We start from the raw sequence: 19,596 nt of genomic DNA on the forward strand, positions 1-19,596 counted from the left end.
AAAATTAACCGAAACCACTAATCTAGTGGTTTTTTATTACCTTAAATCAACAAAAAAAGGAAAGAATATGACAGAGCAACGCAAAAAATATGAACTCACCGACGAATATATTGAGCATTTCGGCAGAAAACTTTACCGCATTAAAGCTCTCGTAGCACTTGGTGCTGTTGCAGCGGGAGAACTTGGCGGATACATTGAATCAGAAAGAAATTTAGATCAGTACGGCGATGCTTGGGTGTACGGCAATGCTTGGGTGTACGGCAATGCTCGGGTGTACGGCAATGCTTGGGTGTACGGCAATGCTCTGGTGTACGGCGATGCTCGGGTGTACGGCAATGCTTGGGTGTACGGCGATGCTTGGGTGTACGGCGATGCTCGGGTGTACGGCAATGCTTGGGTGTACGGCGATGCTCGGGTGTACGGCGATGCTTGGGTGTACGGCAATGCTCGGGTGTACGGCGATGCTTGGGTTAGATCTTGTGCTGTAATTAGTGAAAGTAAAATGATTTTTTGGGCGAGTAATGTTGGTTCGGAAAACGGGACGCTTACCGTATTTAACGGGAAAGAATCTCTAATTGTGACGAGAGGGTGTTTTGTCGGCACCCTAGATGAGTTTTTAGCGAAATCCGCCGAAGTCCACGATGACAAAATCAAGCGAGAATATGAACTTCTGATTGAAGTAGCCAAGAGCCGTATTTTAGGTTAACTATAACCGCACTTCGGTGCGGTTTTTGATCAAAGTGGATCACGATATTAACATATTGATTTAAAAAGAATAAATAAACAAAAACTGCTTAAAATAGCTAATTTCGATCACGCCCTAAATCCACCACACTTTTTCAAATAAAGTGCGTTTTTTATTATCAAAAGGAAACATTATGAACGAAATAAAAATTAATCTGCCCAATTCTGTTTTTCAGGAATGGGCAATCGCCACCACACGCTACCGAATGACCCGATGTAGCCATATGTTATTCTCTGGAGTTGGTGATGTCAAACGCTACTGGACAATGTTTACTAGCTCCACCAAAATTTAATTCAATTAATTAAGCACCTAACTTCCTTAGCTGTAATTTATTAGGTGCTTATTTTTTCTACTCTTCCTCAACGGTTTTAATCCAAAAGAAAAAGAACCAGTATTCAATTAATAACAGGATAACAATACAAATTCTGCCATAAATCGGCGTAAAGTAGAAACTGATTGCCATCATCACAGTGGATAAAGTCAAAATTGAAATTTTAGATTTCTTGGTTAAAGCACGTTGTTCATCAAAAGATTTTAAGTGTTTTTTATAAATTTCCGTTTGCAAAAACCATTGATGTAAACGTTGAGAACTTTTGCCAAAGAAGAACAGAGCCAACAATAAAAAAGGCGTGGTAGGCATCACGGGTAAAAATGCACCAATAACCCCTAATCCGATACAAATAAATCCTAATCCAATATATAAAAATCTCATTTTATTCCTTATAAAATTTAACAATACTAACTTGATTTGCTACAATCCATCTCAATATAACAAGATTATATCGGAAATGAAAATCAATATTAAATATCAAAGGATAGATTATGACAAATCCATTACTAGAAAACAATAAATTACCCCCATTCTCTCGCATTGAACCACAATATATTCAACCAGCTGTCGAAAAATTAATCCAAGATTGCCGTGATGTCACTGAACAGGTGTTAAAACAACCGCAGTTTACTTGGCAAAATTTTTATCAGCCATTGGCGGAAGTCAATGATCGTTTAAGTAAGGCTTGGTCCCCAGTTGGGCATTTAAATGCGGTGAAAAATAGCCCTGAATTACGTGATGCCTATCAAGCCTGTCTGCCTTTATTGTCGGAATATGGTACTTGGGTAGGACAACATCAGGGTTTATATCAAGCCTATTTAAGTTTAAAAAATAGCCCTGAATTTGCCACCTATTCCACAGCCCAAAAGAAAGCGATTGAAAACAGCCTGCGTGATTTTGAATTATCTGGTATTTCTTTACCACCAGAACAACAAAAACGCTATGGTGAAATTGTCGCTCGTTTATCAGATTTAACATCACAGTTTAGTAATAATGTGCTAGATGCAACTATGGGTTGGGAAAAAGTGATTACCGATGAAAAAGAGCTATCTGGCTTGCCTGAAAGTGCGTTGCAATTAGCTAAACAATCGGCAGAAAGCAAAGGTTTACAAGGCTATCGTTTTACACTTGAAATGCCAAGCTATTTGCCTGTGTTGACTTATTGTGAAAATCAAGCGTTACGTGAAGAAATGTATCGTGCTTATGCTACTCGAGCATCGGATCAAGGACCTAATGCAGGCAAATGGGATAACTCCGCCATTATGGATGAAATTCTAACCTTACGCTTAGAACTCGCCAAATTATTAGGATTTGAGCATTATACCGATCTTTCATTAGCCACTAAAATGGCAGAAAATCCACAACAAGTATTGGATTTCCTTGAAAATTTAGCTACTCGCTCAAAAGCACAGGGGGAAAAAGAACTTTGTGAATTAAAAGCCTTTGCGGTTAAAAATTATAATGTAACCTATTTTGAACCTTGGGATATTGCCTTTTATAGTGAAAAACAAAAACAAGCGTTATATGCTATTAATGATGAAGAACTTCGCCCTTATTTCCCTGAAGAACGGGTACTTTCAGGTTTATTTGAACTTGTGCAACGCATTTTTAATATTCGTGCAGTAGAACGTTTTGATGTGGAAACCTATCATAAAGATGTGCGTTTCTTTGATTTAATCGATCAGACGGATGAAGTACGCGGCAGTTTTTATTTAGATTTATACGCTCGTGAACACAAACGTGGTGGTGCATGGATGGATGATTGTATTGGTCGCAAACGAAAAACAGACGGCTCATTACAAAAACCTGTCGCCTATTTAACCTGTAACTTTAATGCTCCAATCGGTGATAAACCAGCGTTATTTACTCACGATGAAGTTACTACCCTATTCCATGAATTTGGGCATGGTATTCATCATCTGTTAACACTGATTGATGTGGGTGATGTATCTGGGATTAATGGTGTGCCTTGGGATGCAGTGGAATTACCAAGTCAATTTATGGAAAATTGGTGTTGGGAGGAAGATGCGTTAGCCTTTATTTCAGGGCATTATCAAACTGGTGAACCATTACCAAAAGAAAAATTGACACAGTTGATTAAGGCGAAAAATTTCCAAGCTGCGATGTTTGTATTACGTCAATTAGAATTTGGCTTGTTTGATTTCCGTCTGCATCATCATTATCAAGTGGGCAAAGCTAATCAAGCGTTAGACACGTTAAAAGCCGTGAAAGATCAAGTGGCTGTAATTAAAGGAGTGGACTGGGTGAGAACCCCTCATAGTTTTAGCCATATTTTTGCTGGTGGTTATGCCGCAGGTTATTACAGCTATTTATGGGCAGAAGTATTATCCGCCGATGCCTATTCTCGCTTTGAAGAAGAGGGTATTTTTAACCCTGTCACAGGAAAATCTTTCCTTGATGAAATCTTAACTCGTGGTGGTTCAGAAGAACCGATGCAACTGTTTGAGCGGTTCCGTGGTCGTAAACCAACCTTAGATGCGTTATTACGCCATAAAGGAATTTTGGACAAGGTGGAAAAAGCCCCCTGTGTCACGAAACAATAGCGTCACAAAACAATAGTAACCCTGTTAACAAATTAAGTAAGGAGGTTTTATGAGTATTTTAGTCACTGGTGCATCCGCTGGTTTTGGCAAAGCTATATGTAAAAGTTTAGTTAAAGCTGGCTATAAAGTGATTGGTGCAGCACGCCGCTTAGAGAAATTACAGGCATTACAAACCGAACTAGGGGAGAATTTTTATCCCCTTGTGATGGACGTGTCAAAAACAAGCGAAATTGACACCGCACTTGCCAGTCTACCAACCGAATGGGCGGAGATTGAATTGTTAGTCAATAACGCTGGTCTTGCCCTAGGTTTAGAACCCGCTCATCAAGCTCATTTTGATGACTGGCTAACCATGATTAATACCAATATTATCGGTTTAACTTATTTAACTCGCCAAATTTTACCTAAAATGGTAGAACGCAACCAAGGGCATATTATTAATTTAGGCTCTATTGCTGGCACTTATCCTTACCCTGGTGGTAATGTTTATGGTGCGACCAAAGCCTTTGTTAAACAATTTAGTTTAAATTTGAGAGCGGATTTAGCTGGCACAGCTATTCGAGTAACAAACGTTGAACCTGGGTTATGTGGTGGAACAGAATTCTCAAATGTGCGTTTTAAGGGGGATGATGAAAAAGCGACTAACCTGTATAAAGGCACAAATGCTATTCAACCCGAAGATATTGCTAATGCCGTGTTATGGATTTATCAACAACCTGCTCACATAAATATTAATCGGATTGAGATTATGCCAGTGTCGCAGAGTTTTGCAGCATTGAATGTCGTAAAAAATTAGCAAAAAAATACCGCACTTAGTAATTGATCTGCACCCCAACGGTTAGACTAACAACTAACTTACTAAGGTGCAAATTTTATGACCCAATATAATCATACCAAATATCCCTTTTCTATTCCCTTTTTCTAAATTCTCCTCTTGAAATTTCGAACATTTTCCCCATTTTCTTGTCATATTCATACGCAAACTATTAACTTAATTTCAGAAAGGAAATATTATGAAAATGAAAAAAACTGGTTTTGCCTTAACAGCTATCGCATTAGGATTAAGCGTATTAAGCACACCAATTATGAGTATGGCAGAATTACCGAATGAAGTGGTTGGCACAACATTACCGAGCCTTGCTCCGATGTTAGAAAAAGTGCTTCCTGCCGTTGTTTCAATTAATGTGGAGGGCAAAGAAAAGAATACCGTTGGAAATCAAGATATTCCGGAAGAATTTCGTTTTTTCTTCGGTGATGATTTTTTTGGCAACCGTAACTCTAGCCCACGTCAATTTAGAGGCATGGGTTCGGGGGTAATTATTAATGCAGAAAAAGGCTATGTTTTAACTAATAATCACGTTATTAACAATGCTGATAAAATTACTATTACGTTACAAGATGGTCGAGAATTAAAAGGTAAAGTAGTCGGTGCGGATAAACAATCTGACGTAGCATTAGTACAAGTAGAAAATCCAAAAAACTTAACCGAAATTAACATAGCAGATAGTGATAAATTACGTGTTGGTGATTTCACTATTGCGGTGGGTAATCCATTTGGTTTAGGTCAAACAGTAACCTCTGGTATTGTTTCTGCACTTGGTCGCTCGACAGGTTCAGATAGTGGGACTTATGAAAACTATATTCAAACAGATGCTGCGGTTAACCGTGGTAATTCTGGTGGTCCATTAATCAACTTAAAAGGTGAATTAATCGGTATTAACACTGCCATTATCTCACCAAGCGGTGGTAATGCTGGAATCGCTTTTGCTATTCCGTCAAATATGGCAAACAATCTAGTACAACAAATTATTGAATTTGGTGAAGTTCGCCGAGGTATGTTAGGTATTAAAGGTGGCGAACTCAATGCAGATTTAGCCAAAGCCTTTAATATTGATGCTCAACAAGGGGCATTTATTAGTGAAGTGTTACCAAATTCCGCAGCAGAAAAAGCAGGTCTAAAAGCAGGTGATGTCATCACTGAATTAAATGGTCAAAGAATTAAAAGTTTTGCTGAATTACGGGCTAAAATTGCCACTTCGGGTGCTGGCAAAAAATTCGAATTAACTTATTTACGTGATGGTAAAACCCAAAAATCTGAAGTTACATTACAAGCAGATGATTTATCAAAATCAGGCGAAACTAGCACGGATAATATTTTACCAGCCCTTGAAGGTGCTTCTTTAACCAACGGAAAAGAAGGTATAGAAATTGAAAAAATCGAAAAGAACTCACCGGCCTCACAAGCGGGATTAAAAGTAGGTGACGTGATTGTAGGCGTTAATCGTCAACCAGTGAAAACCTTAAAAGACTTACGCGATGCGTTAGATGAAAAACCGTCTGCTATTGCTCTTAATGTAAAACGCGGTCAAAATAATTTCTATTTATTAGTGCAGTAAGTTGAAAATATTGTGGGGGCAAACCAATAATGCCCCCACGAATTTAAACTATTTATTAATCAAACTTAAAAACTCTTTCCTTGTTTCCCGATCATCAAGAAATACACCACCAAAAGCTGAAGTGACCGTGTAACTATTACTGTCTTTAATACCTCGACATTTCACACAAAAATGAGTGGCTTTTACATAAACTGCCACATCTTCGGTTTCTAAAATGGTTTGAAAGGCTAATAAAATTTGCTCAGTTAAACGTTCTTGCACTTGTGGACGCTGGGCAAAAAATGCCACTACTCGATTGATCTTAGACAATCCAATTACCCATTTTTTCGGGTAATATGCAACGGAAACCGTGCCGTCAATAGTCACAAAATGATGCTCACAAGTGCTAGTTAATGTTACATCATTCACCAATACCATTTCGCTGACTTTCATGCGATTTTCAATGTTGGTAATTTTGGGGAAATTGGCATAATCCAATCCACTAAAAATCTCATCAACAAACATTTTGGCTAAACGGTGTGGGGTTTCTTCAATACTATCATCCGTTAAATCCAGTCCAATTAATGCCAACACATCACGCATTTTACTTTCAATTTCATCACGGCGTTGATCTTTGCTTTTGGAAAGGTGGATCATCGGGGTTTCAATCCCTTTTGCTAGCAAGGCATCACGCACCTTAATAGCCTCTGTTGAAATATTGCTCATTTACGACTCCCATAAAATATCGGCTATTCTAGCAAACATTCAAGTAAGAATAAAACCAGAATATTCATTAACATGATGAAAAATTTTGGTATAAAATAAACATATTAGTCATATTTGATAAAAGGATTCCTATGCTCACTCTACAACAAGCCCTAGATAAAATACTTGATACACTCCCAGCCCCAACCACTCATCACAAAGTTAGCCTTGAGCAAGCTGTGAATTTAGTTTGTGCAGAAGATGTAATTTCGCCGATTAATGTCCCATCATTTGATAATTCCGCAATGGATGGCTACGCAGTACGCTTGGCAGATTTGGAGAAATCACTTACTTTATCCGTGGCTGGTAAATCCTTAGCTGGTAATCCATTTATGGGTGAATGGCAAGCTCAAAGTGCGGTGCGAATTATGACAGGGGCAATGTTGCCAGCAGAAGCGGATACAGTGGTGATACAAGAAGATGTGTTACTTAATGATAACGGCACGATCACCCTTTCCGAACTCCCCAAAAAGAATCAAAATATTCGCAGAATTGGGGAAGATGTAAAAATCGGGGATATAGTGTTAAAAAAAGGACAAAAACTCACCGCGGTTTCCTTACCATTACTGGCATCCCTAGGTATTTGTGATATAGAAGTTTATCCTCGTTTAAAAGTGGCGGTGCTTTCCACTGGAGATGAACTCGTATCCGTGGGACAACCGTTGCAAGCGGGACAAATTTACGATACTAACCGTTTTACCGTGAAATTAATGCTCGAAAAACTCGGCTGTGAAGTGTTAGATTTTGGTATTTTGCCAGATAATGAACAGCAATTTGAACAGGCGTTTTTAACGGCTCAAGAGCAAGCAGATTTATTGATCACCAGCGGTGGCGTATCGGTAGGTGAAGCGGATTTCACCAAAACTGTGTTAGAAAAAATCGGTGAAGTAAATTTCTGGAAATTGGCAATGAAACCAGGTAAACCTTTTGCCTTTGGTAAATTGCCGAATGCGTGGTTTTGCGGATTACCTGGCAATCCTGTTTCCGCATTAGTCACCTTTTATCAGCTTGTGCAACCCGTGATTGCTCGTTTGTCAGGGGCAGATTACAAACCCGCTACCCTATTACATGCCACTGCCATTGCACCAATGAAAAAAGCGGTTGGACGATTAGATTTTCAACGAGGATTTTATCAGGTCAATTCACAAGGAAAAATTGAAGTGCAAGCTGTCGGTTTTCAAGGTTCGCACCTGTTTAGTGCTTTTGTGAAAAGCAACTGTTTTATTCGTCTTGAACAACAGCGTGGCAATGTGGCGGTGGGAGAAACCGTGATAATTGAGCCATTTAGTGATTTGTTAGGTTGAAAATGGTTGAATTAAATTATTCCGAAGAATTACGTTACAACCGCCAGATTATCTTAAAAGCGGTGGATTTTGATGGTCAAGAAAAACTCAAAGCCAGCCGAATGTTAATTGTCGGCTTAGGTGGTTTAGGCTGCTCCGCCAGTCAATATCTTGCTGCGGCTGGCGTGGGACATTTGACTTTATTGGATTTTGATACGGTTTCTTTATCCAATTTACAACGACAAATACTACACACAAACCAACACATTGGTATGCCAAAGGTACAGTCTGCCCAAATTGCCTTACAAGCCATTAATCCACATATTGAAATTAACACCATTAATGACAAATTAACGGAAAAAAATTTAGCTGAACTGATCCAGCAATTTGACGTAGTGTTAGATTGTACCGATAATGTGGAAAGCCGTAACCAACTCGATCGTGGTTGCCAAGCGACGGTTGTGCCATTAGTGTCAGGATCAGCAATTCGTATGGAAGGACAGGTTTCTGTTTTCACTTATGAACCGAACACCCCGACCTATCGTCATTTAAGCCAATTATTTGGGGAAAATACATTAAGTTGCGTTGAAGCTGGTGTACTTTCGCCGATTGTTGGCATTGTAGGCTCAATTCAGGCATTGGAAGCGATTAAAGTGCGGTTAAATATCGGCAAATTTTTAACAGGGCGGTTGTTGATTATTGATGGCATGTCTATGACATTTCGAGAAGTCAAATTACCTTGTTAATTTAAATTTTTTTTATTCAACGTATTTATTCCTTTTTGAATAAATCGTTCATCTACTTTTATTTAAAAAAATTATAGGGGAAGAAACAATGAAAAAATCATTGTTTGGCTTGGCTATTGTCGGAATTATTACCTTTATAGCCAAAGTATTATCTTTTTCAAGCATCGCAAATCATCTACATTTTGGTGCATTAACTCTTGCCATTTTGGCAGGTTTATTAATCGGCAATACACTCTATCCCAGATGGCAAGCTAAAGCCCATGATGGCGTAACCTTTGCCAAAGGTAAACTGTTGCGAATCGGGATTGTGTTGTATGGTTTTCATATTACCTTTCAAGACATAGCTCAAGTGGGAATAAATGCTATTATAAGTGATGCTATTATGCTTATTTTCACTTTTTTTATCACCTGTGCGTTAGGGATTTATTTGCTCAAAATCGACAAGCAAATTGTTTATCTCACCGCTGCTGGCTGTAGTATTTGTGGTGCGGCTGCGATTTTGGCAACTGAACCTGTTGTCAAAACAGATTCCCATAAAGTTTCTGTTGCCATTGCCTTAATCGTGATTTTTGGCACTATTTCAATGTTTATCTACCCTGTTTTTTATGACTATATGCAAGGTTTAACGGATAATCAATTTGGTATTTATATCGGCTCATCTATTCACGAAGTGGCTCAAGTTTATACCGCAGGTAAAAATATTAATCCAGAAGTTGCCAATGTTTCAGTCATTACCAAAATGTTACGTGTCATGATGCTCGCACCATTTTTAATCTTTCTTTCACTCTATTTACATAAACAACAAAATGAAACGGGTGAAAAAAGCAAATTTAATATGCCGTGGTTTGCTTTATATTTTATTTTGGTGGCAGTGTTTAATTCGTTCCAATTATTACCTGAACCGTTAGTCCAAATTTTAATTCAGATTGATGGTATTTTATTAATGATGTCAATGACAGCTCTCGGCTTAACCACCCATATTAGTGCCATTAAACAAGCTGGTGTAAAACCATTGATTTTAGGCTTTCTGGTCTTTTTATGGCTAGTAATTGGCGGATTTGTGGTGAATTTTGCGATGCAAAATCTGTTTGCTTAACTAAAAAAGTGCGGTGAAAAAAAACAAATATTTTTCACCGCACTTCGCCTTTATAGTAACCTGATTAATTAAAAATTAATCACCTTATCCGCCCATAAAGTCCAAGCTGATACGTCATCTAAGGTTCCGACACTCACACCTTGTACTAACGGTAAATGCGTAATACCACGGGCTTTGGTGCAACTGGTACAAAGTTTGGCTTCCGCCCCTAAACCCGTCAAAATTTCTAGGGTTTGTTGCACATTATAGCCATCATTCGGGTTTTGACCTGCTAAACCAGACAATACAGAATCAGAAAAGAAAAAGGCTTTAATTTCTACTTCCTTGCTATTATCTTCTAACAAATTGACTGCATGTCTTAAACCATTAAAGGTTTTTTCCGTACCGTAAGGTGACTCATTAAAAATAAATAGAATTTTTTGCATATATAGCTCCCAGTAGTAATTACCCTACCCAAATAAATTTAATTAGAAATAAAATTGATACGACCCATACTGAAGCGTTAATTTCTTTGAAACGTCCCGTACAGGCTTTCATTATACAGTAAGTGATAAAACCAAAGGCAATCCCTTCCGTAATGGAATAAGTAAATGGCATCATGGCAGTGGTGATAAAAGCAGGGGTTGCTTCGGTTAAATCGTCCCATTTCACTTCAATTAAGCTAGATGCCATTAAAATTCCCACAAATACCAAGGCACCAGCCGTTGCATAAGAAGGGACTAAACCTGCTAATGGTGAAAAGAAAATGGTTAATAGGAATAATATGCCAACGACAACCGCTGTTAAACCTGTACGACCGCCGACAGATACGCCTGAGCCACTTTCAATATACGTACTGATCGCAGAAGTTCCCATAAATGATCCTACCATAGCAGAGGTACTATCCACTAATAATGCTTGTTTCATTCGTGGAAAACGACCCTTTTCATCAGCAAAGCCCGCTTTGGTAGTTACCGCAATTAAAGTACCTGATGAGTCAAATAAGTTGACTAATAAGAACGAGAAGATGATGCCGAGTAAGCCAACATCAAATGCACCTGCAATATCCACTTGCCCCACCACGGAATCTAAACTCGGTGGCATGGATATTACACCGCTAAATTTTACCGCAGGGTCAAAAATCAAGGCTAATGCTGTAATTACTACAATAGACACCAATACGCCAGAATGTACGCCTTTGGCAGATAACACCACGATGATGAAAAAGCCTAAAATGCCCATTAGGATTTTCGGATCATGTAAATCACCTAATGCAACCAAAGTCGCTTCATTTGGTACGATTAAGCCCATATTTTTAAACCCGATTAAGGCGATTAATAAACCAATTCCAGCCCCAATTCCAACACGTAAACCTTTTGGAATGGCAGACATAAACCAGTAACGGATTTGTAGTACAGTGAGCAAAAATAAGCCAACTGAACCTAAGAAAATCGCCCCCATACCTACTTGCCATGAATAGCCAAGTTTTAACACTACAACATAGGCAAAAAAGGCATTTAATCCCATTGCTGGGGCAAGGGCTATGGGTAAGTTACTAAATAAGCCCATAGCAATGGTACCAAAAGCGGCAATTAAACAAGTCGTAACAAACACAACTTGGGTATCCATGCCTGCCACGCCTAAAATAGAGGGGTTCACAAATACGATATAGACCATCGTGAAAAAGGTGGTTATCCCTGCTATCACTTCGGTTCTGGCATTACTGCCCTTTTGTTTTAGCTGAAAAAGTTTTTCGAGCATAGTGGTTCCTTAACGTTGAAAATGATTGGTTATAGATTAAAATTTTTGATGAATTTTTGCTAATAAACGTACGGCTAAAAAGGCTAAATTAAAACGTTGTTCATCAGCAACCGTCCAAAATTCTACGCCATTTTCCACCGCAGTTAAACTGTTAATATGTAATTTTACCGCTTCTTCTGTACTTTCTTTTTCACCATTTAAGACGGGAGTCATCAAATTTTCTTCAAATTGAATAAAATCATTCTGTTGCCATTGTTGTTCTAATCGCTCCGTATCAATCTCATAATCAGAAAGTGCGGTGATTTTTTGAGCCATTCCATAAAAAACGGGGACTTGAATAGCATGAAATATCGTATTTAACCCTGGGAAAATCTTAGCTAATTGATTAGAAAAATGGCTAGTTTGCGGGAATACATCAAAAGCTAGACGTTGTTCATTGTCATCTAAGGGAATTCCGTTTAATAATCTCGCGGTCTGTCCTGCCAACTTACCGACCGTTTCTGCATTTTGATAAGAGGCTGGTAACAACGAAGTGATCATCACTTGATTGAGAGGAATTTGTTGAACTAATGTTGCCAATGCCAATGCTGTTTGAGTAACTTGTGGATTAGGTAAAGCAATAATATTATGCGGTAAAATTTCGTTAATTTGCTCATCGTTAACACTTGGAACTATCACTGGCACACCTGAAATTTCTGCACAAACCCCTAATACATCAATCACTTTACAACCAACCTCTACCGCATTGGCAATATGTGGAGCAAGAGTAGGTTCACCAGCAAATAATACATAATCAAAATCAGCCCAATTTACACTATCCATTGCAACTTGAGGCACTGCTTTATTATTAAAACGTACCCCTTGTTCTTCGTTGAAAGGATAAATTTCCACAATAGATAATTGGCTAATTTCTAATCCACTATTTTGCAAAAAATCAGCTATTTTTTCACACAGCTCAAATTCTGCTGCAATAGCGATATTTAATTTATTCATTTTTGGTTCTCATCGTAATAAAATAACGGCATATTTTAACTTGTTTCATGAAGAAAAGAAAATGACACCCGCCATAGATTTACTAAAAAAACAAAAAATTGCTTTTACTTTACACACCTACGATCACGATCCGCATAATACCCACTTTGGTGATGAAGCAGCGGAAAAACTCGGCATCGATCCAAATCAATCCTTTAAAACCTTATTAGTGGCAGAAAATGGCGATCAAAAGAAACTCGCTTGTTTTGTATTGCCAACAGCCAATATGCTTAACCTGAAAAAAGCAGCGAAAGCTATTGGCATAAAAAAAGTAGATATGGCAGATAAAGAATTTGCTCAAAAAAGCAGTGGCTATTTAGTGGGTGGAATCAGCCCTTTAGGACAAAAGAAACGGCTAAAAACCGTTATTGAACAAAGTGCGGTGAATTTTGAGAAAATTTTTGTTTCGGGCGGAAAAAGGGGGTTAAGCGTAGAACTTTCCCCACAAGATTTAGCCAAGGTGCTGGGGGCGGAATTTTGGGATATAGTGGATGAAAATCACCCTTAACGAGGTGAATTTTTGGGGTCTGTTTTATGTCCAAAAAGCAGATCCCAATTCGCCCAAATCACTAATCCCGTAAAAATACAACTCATTAATGCCAATGTACCACCAACACCAATTAACCACCAATTCATAAACTTTCCCCTTTATTTAATAATTCCATTCTATCCCCTAGATAGGCATTAATCAAGCCCGTTGTCCAAAAAGTCAGACCAATGACTATAAGAAATACAGCTTCTTGTAAATCAATATTATCATGAGCCAATACAAAACCAATCAATCCTACACCAGCTATTGCCCCAGCCTTACGCAAATCATCCGCTATTCGTTTTAATGTTTCTGTATGAATTTTATAAAAACAAGACTTTACCCGTATCATTTTGGCTTCCTATAAAGTTTAATAGATTTTGGGCATTCTATTTTATTCAAGGTTTTTAGCCAAAATTTTATTTATCATTTTGGAATAGCGATCACAAATAATACTCTAACTATACTGCCGACTATCATTTGCCTGTTGTAATAGCTGGCGGCTTTCTTTCATAAATAGATCGGAATATTCACCAAACCACTGACTTACCTTATTAAAGGTATCAATAAAACCCTGTTTATCGCCTGTTTCAAAGAATTTTAGACTCTCTACATAACTTTCTTTTAGGCTTTCAATCACGGCTAAATTTTCTGGCTTATCCATAATAATATCCGCATATAGTCCTCCATCTTGGGCAAATAAACGCCCGATCATGGCTAATTCTAAGCGATAAATGGGTGAAGACAAGGCTAATAAATTGGCTAATTTTACAGGTTGCTTGGATAAATGTAAGCCGTTAGCAAAGGTCGAAAAATGGCGTAAGGCTTGAATATAGGTCATACTATGATCGTGTTCCGCAGCATCTACCTGATAAATTTTCGCTCCCCATATTGCAATTTGATCTAACAGCCATTGATAACGTTCAGGATAACGCCCATCACAACGCACCACCACCTGTTTCGCCATACTGGCGATATCAGGACCAAACATCGGGTGTAATCCCACTACTGCCCCATGATGAACTTCCAACATTTTGTGTAGTGGCTGACGTTTAACCGATGTTAAATCCGTTAATAGCATATTTTCGGTTAAATAAGGTTGTAGGCGTTCAATCGTTTCTAAGGTGTTAGCAATCGGCACACAGACAATAACGACATCAGAATTTGCCAAAATTTGATCCGCACTTTGCCAATCTTGACGACCTAATATATCAACTGCATAACCGGATAAACGTAAGAAACGAACAAATAATCCACCGAGTTTACCATTTCCCCCTACCACTACGATTTTTTTGATTTCAGGGTTGACGGTTTTAAAACCAAAATCATTTTCACTGGTATAGGATTCACGCATCACTCGGCGTAAGACATCTTCAATCAAATCTGCTGGCACCCCGATTTTTTCTGCTTCTTGACGGCGAGCTGCTAACATATCTGCCTCACGTTCAGGTACATAAATTGGCAAACCGTGTTGGTGTTTCACTTCACCGACTTTTTTTACCAACGCAAGGCGTTTAGCAAACAGCTCAATTAATTCGCTGTCTAGGGTATCAATTTCATTTCTTATTTCTTTTAATACGTTCATTTTATCTTCCGTCAGAACTCAAGTGCGGTCTATTTTACTCGATTTTTTAAATCGTCTGCAATTTTACGTAACAGGCTATCGGTAGTGTCCCAATCAATACAGGCATCAGTAATCGACACACCATATTGCATCTCACTAATAGGTTGTTCCGCACTTTGATTACCTGCATTAATATTACTTTCCAACATTAACCCAATAATTGAACGATTTCCATTCATAATTTGTTGTAAGCTATCTTCTGCGACTGCGGGTTGTAGGCGGTAATCTTTATTAGAATTGGCATGACTACAGTCAATCATAATCGCCGTTTCTAACCCTGCTTTTTCTAACGCCTGTTCACATTGTTGGACAAATTCTGCTTGATAATTAGGCACTTTACCACCACGTAAAATAACATGACCGTCTGGATTGCCTTCGGTGTGTAATAAATTCACCTGTCCTTTTTGGTTAATCCCAATAAAACTATGTTGCATTGAAGCGGCTTTCATGGCATTAATGGCGGTCGCTAAACTACCGTCTGTGCCATTTTTAAAGCCAACTGCCATGGATAAACCTGAAGCTAATTCTCGATGAGTTTGTGATTCCGTGGTTCTCGCTCCAATCGCTGACCAACTGAATAAATCCGCTAAATATTGTGGGGTAATCGGATCTAGTGCTTCGGTAGCTAATGGTAAACCCATTTCGGCTAATTCGAGTAATAATTGACGAGCAATATGCAAACCATGTTCTACATCAAACGTACCATTAACTTTCGGATCATTAATTAACCCTTTCCAGCCTACGGTAGTGCGAGGTTTTTCAAAGTAAACACGCATCACAATATAAAGCTGATCTTGTAGTACGTCAGCAAGCGCTTTTAAGCGTTTGGCATAATCTAATGCAGCCATAGGATCATGAATAGAACAAGGTCCAATCACCACCAATAAACGAGGATCTTGTTTGTGAATAATATTTGAAATATCTTGGCGATGTTGTTCTATTTGATGACGCAAATGCACTGGTAAAGGCAATTTTTTCTTTAATTCAATAGGTGTGATTAATACTTTCTCATCAACGATATGGACGTTATGGATACTGTCTTTGTTCATTTTGGATTCCTTGTGTAAAAAATTAATTACATATAATGTAAATAATAAAATACATTATAATAAAATAAATAGCAATCTTTTTCCTTGCACTAACGTACAAGGTTATGAATATAACGATGCTCCGCATCTTTTCCAGATAAAAAAAGCCACAGCGTGGCGTTATATAAATAACCCCGTACGTCAGTACGGGGCTATCAGTACAGGGCTATCGGTGCAGAGTGATCAAACTGCGGTCAAATTTCTCAAAGTTTTTTCAGCCACTTCTGTCAACATAGCTTTACGTTCTTGATCGCTAATAATATGTAAATCCCCAAATAAACGATGCTCAATATCAGTAATACCACAATAATTAAACAAACCATTGACCAAACATACATCTAGTGCTTGTGCAAAACCTTTGGCTTGATAAACCTCTACATTATTACCAATATTAATAAAGTGTTGCATTTTCTTGCCTTGTAATAATCCTACTGAACCATTTTCTCCTGTTTGATAAGCAAAACCATGGGTAAAAACTCGATCTAAATAACCTTTGAGAATAGCAGGAAATCCCATCCACCATACGGGATAAATCATGGTAATCAAATCTGCTTGTTGAATAAGTTTTTGTTCATAACTCACTTCTTCAGGAATAATCCCTTGCCAGACACCTTGCATTTCCTCATAAGACAATACGGGATCAAAATTTAATGCGTAAAGATTTCTTACCACCGTGTTTGCACCAAACTGCTGGCTAACTTCCATGACGGTGTCTGCCATCGCTTTAGTAAAACTATTGCTATTAGGGTGAGCAAAGATAATTAAATGCAGTTTCATTAATTCACCTTTTGAACTATTAATGTAATGCCTTGTACGGTAAGCACTTTAATCCTATCTCCGACTTGTAACATTTCATTATGTGCCTGTTGGATTCGCCAAGTTGTATCACCGAAATGCCCTCGACCGATACCATTATCATTGATTTCCCGAACAATACCGACTGTGCCAAGCATGGCATGATCTCGTTGATTTAAGTGAGAATGTTTTTCATCAACAAGATCTTTTTTATGCTGATATTTCCACCAAAGTACGCTTAATATTGTCGCTAAAATAGCATAAATAATACCTAGACTGGCTAAGGATAGTGCGGGAAATACTTGCATAATCCCTGCCACAACAATAGCTGCCAATCCCCACCACAATAAGAAAATACCTGGGATTGCAATTTCTGCAATTAACAAAGCAAAGCCTAAAATTAGCCAATGCCATACTGTCCAAGTGGCAAACCATTCCATAACAGCTCCTTATTTTCTATCACCTTTTAATAATTCGGTAATACCTGCTATAGACCCCATTAAATTACCTGCTTCTAAAGGCATTAATACCACTTTGCTATTATCTGATCCACCGATATGTTTTAGTGCTTCAGTGTATTTTTGAGCAATAAAATAATTAATCGCTTTAGTATCCCCATTAGTAATCGCCTCAGATACCATTTGGGTAGCTTTGGCTTCGGCTTCAGCAGCACGTTCACGAGCCTCGGCTTGTAAAATCGCTTCTTGTTTTTCCCCTTCGGCACGCAAGATTCGAGATTGTTTCTCCCCTTCTGCACGTAAAATCTGAGCTTGACGAACCCCTTCCGCTTCTAACACTTCCGCCCGTTTATTACGTTCTGCTTTCATTTGAGCATTCATGGCTTCACTTAATTCACGCGGAGGACGCACATCTCGAATTTCAATACGGGTTACTTTTACCCCCCAAGGATTGGTCGCTTCATCAACAATCGCCAATAAACGTCCATTAATGCTATCTCGTTGCGACAACATTTCATCGAGTTCCATACTCCCCAACACAGTACGAATATTGGTCATCACCAAATTGACTATCGCCTGTTCTAAGTGATTGACTTCATAAGCGGCACTACGTGCATCGATCACTTGCACAAAGCATACCGCATCAATGGACACATTGGCATTATCTTTCGAAATCACTTCTTGTGATGGAATGTCTAACACCTGTTCCATCATATTAATTTTACGACCTACACGATCCACAAAAGGAATCACAAAGTTCAAGCCTGGTGAAAGGGTTCTGGTATAACGACCAAAACGCTCAATGGTCCAGTGATAACCTTGTGGTACGGTTTTTAAGGTTGAATATAAAACAAACGCAACTAAAGCAATAAACACAATCGTTGCGACAGGTAAGCCATCGTAAAATTCCATAATAATCTCCTTATAAAAAATTCAGCAAAACTATAGCATTTTACACCGCAGTTTGTACATATTGATAGCCATTTTCTTTTGGCACAAATTCAAAAATATGGGTGATACATTGCGGTGCATCTTGATCTTGATGTGATACAAATAATAATTGTGTCGCACTGTTTTGCACTAATTGATCGATAAAATTTTTCACTAACGCTCGATTTAACCCATCTAACCCCTGCAATGGTTCATCTAAAATTAACACAGGCGGATATTTCACCATGGCTCGAGTAATTAACAATAACCGTTGCTGACCCCAAGAAAGTGAACGAAATGGCTTTTTCGCCAAGTTGGCTAAATTGATTCGTTCTAGCCATTGCATCGCTTTCACTCGCAAGGCATCGGGAGTGCGTTGATAAACACCAATGCTATCAAAAAAACCTGAAATAATCACATCTAATACAGAGCAATTTACCCGATAATCCATGTGCAGTTGACTACTTACGTAGCCAATATTGGATTTAATTTGCCAAATACTTTCCCCTGTACCACGTTGACGACCAAATAACCGCACAATATTACTGTAAGATTGAGGATGATCGCCTGTAATAATAGAAAGTAAGGTAGATTTTCCTGCACCATTAGGACCTTTAATCCACCAATGTTGCCGTGGTAATACTGTCCAAGTTAATTTATCTAAAATAATTTTATCCGCATATTGAATAGTCACATTTTCCAATTCAAAGTGCGGTGTATTTTGATCGAGTTTTTGCACTGGCGAAGCACTTTCAGGTAAAGGTACATCAATGGCATTTTCAGCATAGTGTAATTGTTGAAAAATACTATGCTGCTCTACTTCCGTTCTATTTCCTTGTAAAACAAGTTCGCAACGCTCCAACAAGGCAATCTGTTTAGCCGTGGGCGGAATATCGTTAAAACGATTAATAATCAGCAATAATGTGGTTTGTTTAGATAAAATATCTAATAGCGATTGCCAATCTTGTACCGATTTTTGATCTAGTCCCTCAAAGGGTTCATCTAAAATCAGTAAATCTGGTTGCTGCACTAAGGTTTGAGCTAATAGGATTTTGCGACTTTCACCTGTAGAAAGGTGCATGAAAGGACGATCTAATAACGGTGTAATCCCAAGTATTTCTGCATACTGTTGACATAATTGATGATGATCCGAACCGTTCAAAATAGTTTGGCGAGCGGTTTTACCAAAATCATCAGGGCTAATACAATCATTATTCCGATCACGGAAAGTTTGTTCTAAAATTTTTTGCTGTTTTTCAAAAGAAAATTGCTGAATATTACTAAAAGTATTTTCATATTGCCCCGAATAAACAGGGATTTTTCCCTCAACCACTAAAGAAAAAGCCGTTTTACCACTGCCATTACTACCCACAACTACCCAAAAGTCCCCTTGTTGAATTTGAAAGTGCGGTATTTTTAAACGATTTTTTTGATTTAATAAGAATTCGGCTTGTTGAATATTGACTTTCTTCATGTTTAATATCCTATATTTTCA

22 protein-coding genes are annotated in these 19,596 nt (G+C 38.2%); 9 read left to right on the forward strand and 13 right to left on the reverse strand.

What is annotated here, in order from left to right:
• Positions 1-67: 67 nt before the first annotated feature.
• On the forward strand, positions 68-706 hold the full coding sequence (locus O1Q81_RS07075; protein ID WP_386696766.1) for a polymer-forming cytoskeletal protein: 639 nt from the start codon (positions 68-70) through the stop codon (positions 704-706).
• A gap of 172 nt (positions 707-878) precedes the next feature.
• Positions 879-1,037, forward strand: coding sequence for a hypothetical protein (locus O1Q81_RS07080; protein ID WP_386696767.1), 159 nt, complete (start codon positions 879-881; stop codon positions 1,035-1,037).
• 57 nt (positions 1,038-1,094) lie between these two features.
• On the opposite strand, the gene O1Q81_RS07085 is transcribed toward O1Q81_RS07080, so the two are convergent.
• Positions 1,095-1,457, reverse strand: coding sequence for a YbaN family protein (locus tag O1Q81_RS07085; protein ID WP_386686273.1), 363 nt, complete (start codon positions 1,455-1,457; stop codon positions 1,095-1,097).
• A 110-nt stretch (positions 1,458-1,567) separates the two neighbouring features.
• Between O1Q81_RS07085 and prlC the strand changes: the two genes are divergently transcribed.
• The 3 genes from prlC (at position 1,568) to O1Q81_RS07100 (ending at position 6,036) form a co-directional block, all read left to right on the forward strand.
• A complete protein-coding gene (prlC, locus tag O1Q81_RS07090) occupies positions 1,568-3,640 on the forward strand; it encodes an oligopeptidase A (RefSeq protein ID WP_386696769.1) in 2,073 nt (690 codons plus the stop codon).
• 49 nt (positions 3,641-3,689) lie between these two features.
• On the forward strand, positions 3,690-4,436 hold the full coding sequence (locus O1Q81_RS07095; protein WP_386696771.1) for an SDR family oxidoreductase: 747 nt from the start codon (positions 3,690-3,692) through the stop codon (positions 4,434-4,436).
• A 223-nt stretch (positions 4,437-4,659) separates the two neighbouring features.
• The gene (locus tag O1Q81_RS07100; RefSeq protein WP_386690245.1) at positions 4,660-6,036 is read left to right on the forward strand and encodes a DegQ family serine endoprotease; all 1,377 of its coding nucleotides are present in this window, start codon (positions 4,660-4,662) and stop codon (positions 6,034-6,036) included.
• A 48-nt stretch (positions 6,037-6,084) separates the two neighbouring features.
• Here the strand turns inward: O1Q81_RS07100 and folE are convergent, their stop codons facing one another.
• Positions 6,085-6,741: a GTP cyclohydrolase I FolE gene (folE, locus tag O1Q81_RS07105; RefSeq protein WP_386693952.1), complete on the reverse strand. Its 657-nt coding sequence runs from the start codon at positions 6,739-6,741 to the stop codon at positions 6,085-6,087.
• Positions 6,742-6,872: 131 nt separating this feature from the next.
• Between folE and moeA the strand changes: the two genes are divergently transcribed.
• The 3 genes from moeA to O1Q81_RS07120 all read left to right on the forward strand — a co-directional run bounded on the left by moeA (position 6,873) and on the right by O1Q81_RS07120 (position 9,905).
• Positions 6,873-8,084 (forward strand): molybdopterin molybdotransferase MoeA, encoded by a 1,212-nt coding sequence (moeA, locus tag O1Q81_RS07110; protein ID WP_386696773.1) that lies wholly within the window; start codon positions 6,873-6,875, stop codon positions 8,082-8,084.
• 2 nt (positions 8,085-8,086) lie between these two features.
• Positions 8,087-8,809: a molybdopterin-synthase adenylyltransferase MoeB gene (gene moeB, locus O1Q81_RS07115; protein WP_386696775.1), complete on the forward strand. Its 723-nt coding sequence runs from the start codon at positions 8,087-8,089 to the stop codon at positions 8,807-8,809.
• 88 nt (positions 8,810-8,897) lie between these two features.
• Complete coding sequence (locus tag O1Q81_RS07120; protein ID WP_386686288.1) at positions 8,898-9,905, forward strand: YeiH family putative sulfate export transporter; 1,008 nt, start codon at positions 8,898-8,900, stop codon at positions 9,903-9,905.
• 68 nt (positions 9,906-9,973) lie between these two features.
• On the opposite strand, the gene O1Q81_RS07125 is transcribed toward O1Q81_RS07120, so the two are convergent.
• The 3 genes from O1Q81_RS07125 to O1Q81_RS07135 are packed head-to-tail and all read right to left on the reverse strand — an operon-like array spanning position 9,974 to position 12,638.
• On the reverse strand, positions 9,974-10,330 hold the full coding sequence (locus O1Q81_RS07125; protein ID WP_386686291.1) for a DsrE/DsrF/TusD sulfur relay family protein: 357 nt from the start codon (positions 10,328-10,330) through the stop codon (positions 9,974-9,976).
• 19 nt (positions 10,331-10,349) lie between these two features.
• Positions 10,350-11,645, reverse strand: a complete 1,296-nt coding sequence (locus O1Q81_RS07130) for an NCS2 family permease (protein ID WP_386686293.1) — start codon at positions 11,643-11,645, stop codon at positions 10,350-10,352.
• 36 nt (positions 11,646-11,681) lie between these two features.
• Positions 11,682-12,638: an oxidoreductase gene (locus O1Q81_RS07135; RefSeq protein WP_386696777.1), complete on the reverse strand. Its 957-nt coding sequence runs from the start codon at positions 12,636-12,638 to the stop codon at positions 11,682-11,684.
• Positions 12,639-12,699: 61 nt separating this feature from the next.
• On the opposite strand from O1Q81_RS07135, the gene ybaK reads away from it, so the two are divergent.
• Positions 12,700-13,185, forward strand: coding sequence for a Cys-tRNA(Pro) deacylase (ybaK, locus tag O1Q81_RS07140; RefSeq protein WP_386696779.1), 486 nt, complete (start codon positions 12,700-12,702; stop codon positions 13,183-13,185).
• Here ybaK and O1Q81_RS07145 read toward each other — a convergent pair.
• The 8 genes from O1Q81_RS07145 to modF all read right to left on the reverse strand — a co-directional run bounded on the left by O1Q81_RS07145 (position 13,182) and on the right by modF (position 19,575).
• A complete protein-coding gene (locus tag O1Q81_RS07145) occupies positions 13,182-13,313 on the reverse strand; it encodes a hypothetical protein (RefSeq protein WP_386686301.1) in 132 nt (43 codons plus the stop codon). The two genes, ybaK and O1Q81_RS07145, sit on opposite strands and share 4 nt — an antisense overlap.
• A complete protein-coding gene (locus tag O1Q81_RS07150) occupies positions 13,310-13,558 on the reverse strand; it encodes a hypothetical protein (RefSeq protein ID WP_386686303.1) in 249 nt (82 codons plus the stop codon). The genes O1Q81_RS07145 and O1Q81_RS07150 overlap by 4 nt, the downstream gene beginning before the upstream one ends.
• Positions 13,559-13,663: 105 nt before the next feature.
• On the reverse strand, positions 13,664-14,791 hold the full coding sequence (tyrA, locus tag O1Q81_RS07155) for a bifunctional chorismate mutase/prephenate dehydrogenase (protein WP_386696781.1): 1,128 nt from the start codon (positions 14,789-14,791) through the stop codon (positions 13,664-13,666).
• A gap of 29 nt (positions 14,792-14,820) precedes the next feature.
• A complete protein-coding gene (locus tag O1Q81_RS07160; protein ID WP_386696783.1) occupies positions 14,821-15,879 on the reverse strand; it encodes a 3-deoxy-7-phosphoheptulonate synthase in 1,059 nt (352 codons plus the stop codon).
• Positions 15,880-16,101: 222 nt separating this feature from the next.
• Positions 16,102-16,695 (reverse strand): NAD(P)H-dependent oxidoreductase, encoded by a 594-nt coding sequence (locus O1Q81_RS07165; protein WP_386686309.1) that lies wholly within the window; start codon positions 16,693-16,695, stop codon positions 16,102-16,104.
• Positions 16,695-17,153 carry an NfeD family protein gene (locus O1Q81_RS07170; RefSeq protein ID WP_386686311.1) on the reverse strand — a complete coding sequence of 153 codons (459 nt, stop codon included), beginning with the start codon at positions 17,151-17,153 and terminating at the stop codon, positions 16,695-16,697. Before O1Q81_RS07170 ends, O1Q81_RS07165 begins: the two co-directional genes overlap by 1 nt.
• 9 nt (positions 17,154-17,162) lie before the next feature.
• On the reverse strand, positions 17,163-18,083 hold the full coding sequence (locus O1Q81_RS07175) for an SPFH domain-containing protein (RefSeq protein WP_386696785.1): 921 nt from the start codon (positions 18,081-18,083) through the stop codon (positions 17,163-17,165).
• A 40-nt stretch (positions 18,084-18,123) separates the two neighbouring features.
• Entirely contained in the window at positions 18,124-19,575 is a 1,452-nt protein-coding gene (gene modF, locus O1Q81_RS07180) for a molybdate ABC transporter ATP-binding protein ModF (protein ID WP_386696787.1), read from the reverse strand.
• Between the last annotated feature and the right edge of the window lie 21 nt (positions 19,576-19,596).

The organism is Lonepinella sp. MS14436 (assembly GCF_042470565.1).
Lineage (GTDB): Bacteria > Pseudomonadota > Gammaproteobacteria > Enterobacterales > Pasteurellaceae > Lonepinella.